The sequence below is a fragment of the Arthrobacter sp. Hiyo1 genome (genome assembly GCF_001263615.2).
Classification (GTDB): domain Bacteria; phylum Actinomycetota; class Actinomycetes; order Actinomycetales; family Micrococcaceae; genus Arthrobacter.
On sequence record NZ_DF952469.1, the window covers coordinates 753,640 to 758,376 of the forward strand.

The 4,737-nt window shown below is 63.0% G+C and carries 3 pseudogenes; all 3 read right to left on the reverse strand.

Going from position 1 to position 4,737, the window contains the following annotated elements:
* Positions 1-68: 68 nt before the first annotated feature.
* Positions 69-972, reverse strand: a pseudogene (sucD, locus tag AHiyo1_RS07785) (succinate--CoA ligase subunit alpha).
* A gap of 13 nt (positions 973-985) precedes the next feature.
* Positions 986-2,154, reverse strand: a pseudogene (gene sucC, locus AHiyo1_RS07790) (ADP-forming succinate--CoA ligase subunit beta).
* 250 nt (positions 2,155-2,404) lie between these two features.
* A pseudogene (gene pcrA / locus AHiyo1_RS07795) lies at positions 2,405-4,737 on the reverse strand (DNA helicase PcrA); the annotation flags it as partial.

Below are 4,737 nucleotides of genomic sequence, written 5' to 3' on the forward strand. Positions count from 1 at the left end.
CGTCACCTTCCACGTGAAGGTGACGCGCCGCCGTACTTCAATCGCGCGGAAACCCTGCGCGGGTTGTGCTAGAGGGTTGCGAAGACCTCGCGGAGGAGCTTGGCGGTCTCGGACGGCGTCTTGCCGACCTTCACGCCTGCAGCTTCGAGAGCTTCCTTCTTGGCCTGTGCCGTACCCGCGGAACCGGAGACGATGGCGCCTGCGTGGCCCATGGTCTTGCCCTCGGGGGCGGTGAAGCCTGCAACGTAGCCGACAACCGGCTTGGTGACGTTTGCCTTGATGAAGTCGGCTGCGCGCTCTTCGGCGTCGCCACCGATTTCGCCGATCATGACGATTGCCTTGGTCTCCGGGTCAGCCTCGAACGCGGCCAGGGCGTCGATGTGCGTGGTGCCGATGACGGGGTCGCCACCGATGCCGATCGCGGTGGAGAAACCGAGGTCGCGCAGTTCGTACATCATCTGGTAGGTCAAGGTACCGGACTTGGAGACCAAGCCGATGGGGCCCTTGCCCGTGATGTTTGCCGGGGTGATGCCAACCAGGGCTTCGCCCGGGGTGATGATGCCGGGGCAGTTCGGGGCCGATGATGCGGGTGATCTGCTTGCCATCAGCGTCCACCGTGGCCTGGGCGAGTGCCCAGAACTCGGCGGAGTCCTGAACCGGCACGCCTTCGGTGATGACAACAACCAGGCCGATTCCTGCTTCGATGGCTTCAACTACGGCGGCCTTGGTGAATGCCGGCGGAACGAAGACGATCGAGACGTCGGCGCCGGTCTCCGCAATGGCTTCCTTGACGGTGCCGAAGACGGTGATTTCCTTGTTGCCGTGCAGCACCGTGGTGCCGGCCTTGCGGGCGTTGACGCCGCCGACGATGTTGGTGCCGGCCTTGAGCATCAGGGCGGTGTGCTTGGTGCCTTCGCCGCCGGTGATGCCCTGGACGATGACCTTGGAGTCCTTGTTGAGGTAGATAGACATAGTCTTGCGTCCCTTACTTCGCTGCGTTGGCGAGCTCGGCGGCCTTGTCGGCGCCCTCGTCCATGGTGGCTGCCAGGGTAACCAGCGGGTGGTTGGCCTCGGCAGGATGCGGCGGCCCTCTTCGACATTGTTGCCATCGAGGCGGACAACCAGCGGCTTGTTGGCGTTGGAGCCAAGCTCGGCCAGTGCACCGACGATGCCCTTTGCCACAGCGTCGCACGCGGTGATGCCACCGAAGACGTTCACGAATACGCTCTTGACCTGCTCGTCACCAAGGATGACGTCCAGGCCAGCGGCCATGACCTCAGCGGAAGCTCCACCGCCGATGTCCAGGAAGTTGGCCGGCTTGACGTTGCCGTGGTTCTCGCCTGCGTAAGCGACGACGTCGAGGGTGGACATCACAAGACCGGCGCCGTTGCCGATGATGCCGACCGAGCCGTCAAGCTTCACGTAGTTGAGGTCCTGAGCCTTGGCCTTGGCCTCGAGCGGGTCGGCTGCGTCCTTGTCCTCAAGTTCACCGTGGTGAACGTGGCGGAAGCCGGCGTTCTCGTCGAGCGAGACCTTGCCGTCAAGGGCAACGATGTCGCCAGCGCCGGTCTTGACCAAGGGGTTCACCTCGACAAGGGTTGCATCTTCCTTCTTGAAGACGTCCCAGAGCTTCAGGATGACGGAAGCAACCTTGCCACGCAGTTCTTCGGAGAAACCGGCAGCGGCGACGATTTCGTCGGCCTTGGCCTGGTCGATACCGACGGCGGGATCGATGGCGACCTTGGCGAGGGCCTCGGGGCGCTCAACAGCAAGCTGCTCGATTTCCATGCCGCCTTCAACCGAGCACATGGCCAGGTAGTTGCGGTTGGCCCGGTCCAGCAGGACGGAGAAGTAGTATTCCTCAGCAATGTCGGCGCCCTGGGCGATCATGACCTTGTTGACGGTGTGGCCCTTGATGTCCATGCCAAGGATGTTGGTGGCGTGTTCAAGCGCTTCGTCAGCGGACTTTGCGACCTTGACACCGCCGGCCTTGCCACGGCCACCGACCTTTACCTGCGCCTTGACGACGGTTACGCCGCCGATGCTCTCGGCAGCAGCCTTTGCTTCTTCAGGAGTGTGCGCCACGATGCCGGCGAGCACGGGTACACCGTGCGCTTCGAACATATCGCGCGCCTGATATTCAAACAGGTCCACGGTTTAGTGTCCTTCTACGTCGAAGTAGTTTCTGTACAGCCGGAAACCACGGTGACCGCGAAAACCGGCTGCGGATAGGTGCGCATCGAACGGCTGCCAAGCAGCCGGTCACATTGCGCAAGTTCCTCTCGAACTTTAGCCCCCCGGGGAGGCCAGCCGGTTCTACAGTACCTGTTAAGTGAGTAAGCACACACTTCTATCGACCGTAGAAAAACCCCTATATGACGCGGTTTTCCGGCTTCAAGAGCCGCTACGAATCCAGTTTGGTCAGCGGCGCGTAACGCAAGAGCAGCCGCTTCTCGCCGACGTCGAACTTCACCTTCGCCACGGTCTTGTCCCCGGCGCCTTCGACGCCGATCACGGTGCCGTTGCCGAAGCTCGTGTGGTTCACTTTGTCCCCCACGACGACGGCGACCACTTCCTTTTGCGGCTGGACACGATTGCGTACGACGGCGGCCGGCACGTCCGCGTTGAAGCCCGCCGTATCGCTGGCTGCGGCCCCGCGCGAGGTTCCAGCACCCCAGAAGGAGCCCCCGTAACGCCCGGAACCGATGGGGGCGTTCCCCCAGCCGCTCACTTGGCGGGAGGTGCCCTCGCGCTTCCACTCCACGAGACCGGTAGGGATCTCCTCGAGGAACTGGCTGGCAGGGTTGTATTGGCTCTGGCCCCACATGCTGCGAACTTCCGAGCGGGTCACGTAAAGGCGTTTCCGTGCACGGGTGAGGCCCACATAGGCCAAGCGACGCTCTTCCGCCAGTTCCTTGGGATCGGTTGCGGACCGCTGATGCGGGAAAAGTCCGTGTTCCATACCGGTCAGGAAGACAACGGGGAATTCCAAGCCCTTGGCCGTGTGGAGCGTCATGAGCGTGACGACGCCCATCCGCTTGGCCTCTGCGACGGCGGCGGCTGCGTCCTCGGAGGATCCTTCGGGAGCGTCCGGGATCTGGTCGGCGTCGGCTACGAGGGAGACTTGCTCCAGGAATTCACCCAGTGAGCCTTCGGGGTTGTCGCGCTCGTATTCCCGCACCACCGCCACGAGTTCGGCGAGGTTTTCCACGCGGGATTCGTCCTGCGGATCGGTGCTGGCGCGGAGCCCGGCAAGGTACCCGGTCTGTTCCAGTACTGCTTCCAAAGCTGCCGCAGCCCCGGAACCCGAAGCCACTTCGGCCAGGTCATCCAGGAGTTTCACAAAGCCTAGGACCGCATTCACGGAGCGGGTGGCCATGCCGGGAGCCTGGTCCGCCTTGCGCGCCGCAGTCATGAACGACGTGCGTTCGCGCTCGGCGAGCGCCGCGACGGCGCCTTCGGCACGATCACCGATTCCCGCTTGGGTTCGTTGAGGACGCGACGCAAATTGACGTCGTCGTCCGGGTTCACCAGGACGCGAAGGTACGCGAGGGCGTCCTTGATTTCCTTGCGCTCGTAGAAGCGGGTGCCGCCCACCACTTTGTACGGCAGTCCGACGCGGACCAGGACGTCTTCAATGGAGCGGGACTGGGCGTTGGTGCGGTAGAAAATGGCGACGTCGCCGGGACGCAGGCCTTCCTCGTCCTGGAGCCGGTCAATCTCCTTGGCGATGAACTGGGCTTCGTCGTGCTCGTTCTCGCCTACGTAGCCGATGATCTTCTCGCCGTCGCCCTCGGCCGTCCAGAGTTTCTTGTCCGGGCGGTTGGGGTTGCGCGAAATAACGGAGTTCGCCGCGCTCAGGATGTTCTGGGTGGAGCGGTAGTTCTGCTCCAACTTGATGGTGCGGGCTTCCGGGTAGTCCTTCTCGAATTCGACGATGTTGCGGATGTCCGCACCGCGGAACGCGTAGATGGATTGGTCGGAGTCGCCGACGACGGTCAGCTCGCTCGCCTGGGGACCCTCACCGACGATTTCGCGGACCAATGCGTACTGTGCGTGGTTGGTGTCCTGGTATTCGTCCACGAGGACGTGGCGGAATCGACGGCGGTAGGACTCCGCGAGCGCGGGGAAGGCCCGGAACATGTAGACGGTCTGCGCAATGAGGTCGTCGAAGTCCATGGCGTTGGCCTGGCGTAAGCGCTGGGTATAGCCCTTGAAGACCTCGGCCACGGCTTGTTCGAAGGGTTCGTTGTAGTTGGCGCTCGAGGCGAACGCATCGTCGTCGATGAGCTCGTTCTTGAGGGCCGAGATCTTGTGCTGGATCGCTTTGGGCGCGAACTTTTTGGGATCGAGGTCCAGGTTCTTCGCTACGAGCGTGATGAGCCGCAAGGAGTCTGCGGAATCGTAGATGGAGAAGTTGGAGTTCAGCCCCACGTTGGTAGCTTCACGGCGCAGGATACGCACGCAGGAGGAGTGGAACGTCGAGATCCACATGGACTTGGCACGGGCACCCACCAGGGCTTCGATGCGTTCCCGCATTTCCGCGGCCGCCTTGTTGGTGAAGGTGATAGCCAGGATCTCGCCGTGATGGGCCCGCCTGGTGGCGATCAGGTACGCAATGCGGTTCGACAGCACGCGGGTTTTGCCCGAACCGGCCCCGGCCACGATCAGCAAAGGGCTGCCGGCATGTTTGACGGCTTCCTCCTGCTGGGGGTTCAACCCTTCGAGCAACGCCTC